This window comes from Streptomyces doebereineriae (genome assembly GCF_031845645.1).
GTDB classification, from domain to species: Bacteria; Actinomycetota; Actinomycetes; order Streptomycetales; family Streptomycetaceae; genus Streptomyces; species Streptomyces canus.
This window is the reverse complement of the sequence record NZ_JAVREZ010000494.1, coordinates 1-410: the sequence shown is the minus strand read 5'-3', so window position 1 is coordinate 410 and position 410 is coordinate 1. Positions and strand designations below refer to the sequence as shown.

Genomic DNA, 410 nt, shown 5'->3' with positions numbered 1-410 from the left:
CCGCACGACGTACGGGGAGTCGGGGTTGACCCGCACCGACACGACGGTGCGGCGCAGCCCGTAGGGGCCGCCGGTCAGCACGACCTCCTCGGGCGGCCGGTTGAGCGCGGCGGCGCCGAGCTCGGGCAGCGTGCGGTGGTCGAAGGAGAAGATGAAGTACGACTTCGGCTTCACGTCACCCGTGGCGCCGCCGACCGATCCGCTGAGCGCGGACTCGTCGAAGGCCATGCCGCCGCGCAGCAGGTCTTCCTTGATGACGGCTTCCCGGGGCACCTCGGGGAAACGCCCCATCAGGTCCTCGACCAGTGCCGTACGACTGCTGCTCGGCATGTACGCGAACCTCCGTTGTCACCCCACCCGCGACTGCGCACGCACGGGTGGGCAGGTCTGTCCAGTCAGGTTCGCAAGCC

The 410-nt window shown here is 70.0% G+C and carries 1 pseudogene; it reads right to left on the bottom strand.

Annotated elements, in window-relative coordinates:
- Positions 1-330 (bottom strand): annotated as a pseudogene (locus RNB18_RS52930) (radical SAM protein); the annotation flags it as partial.
- Positions 331-410 lie beyond the last annotated feature (80 nt).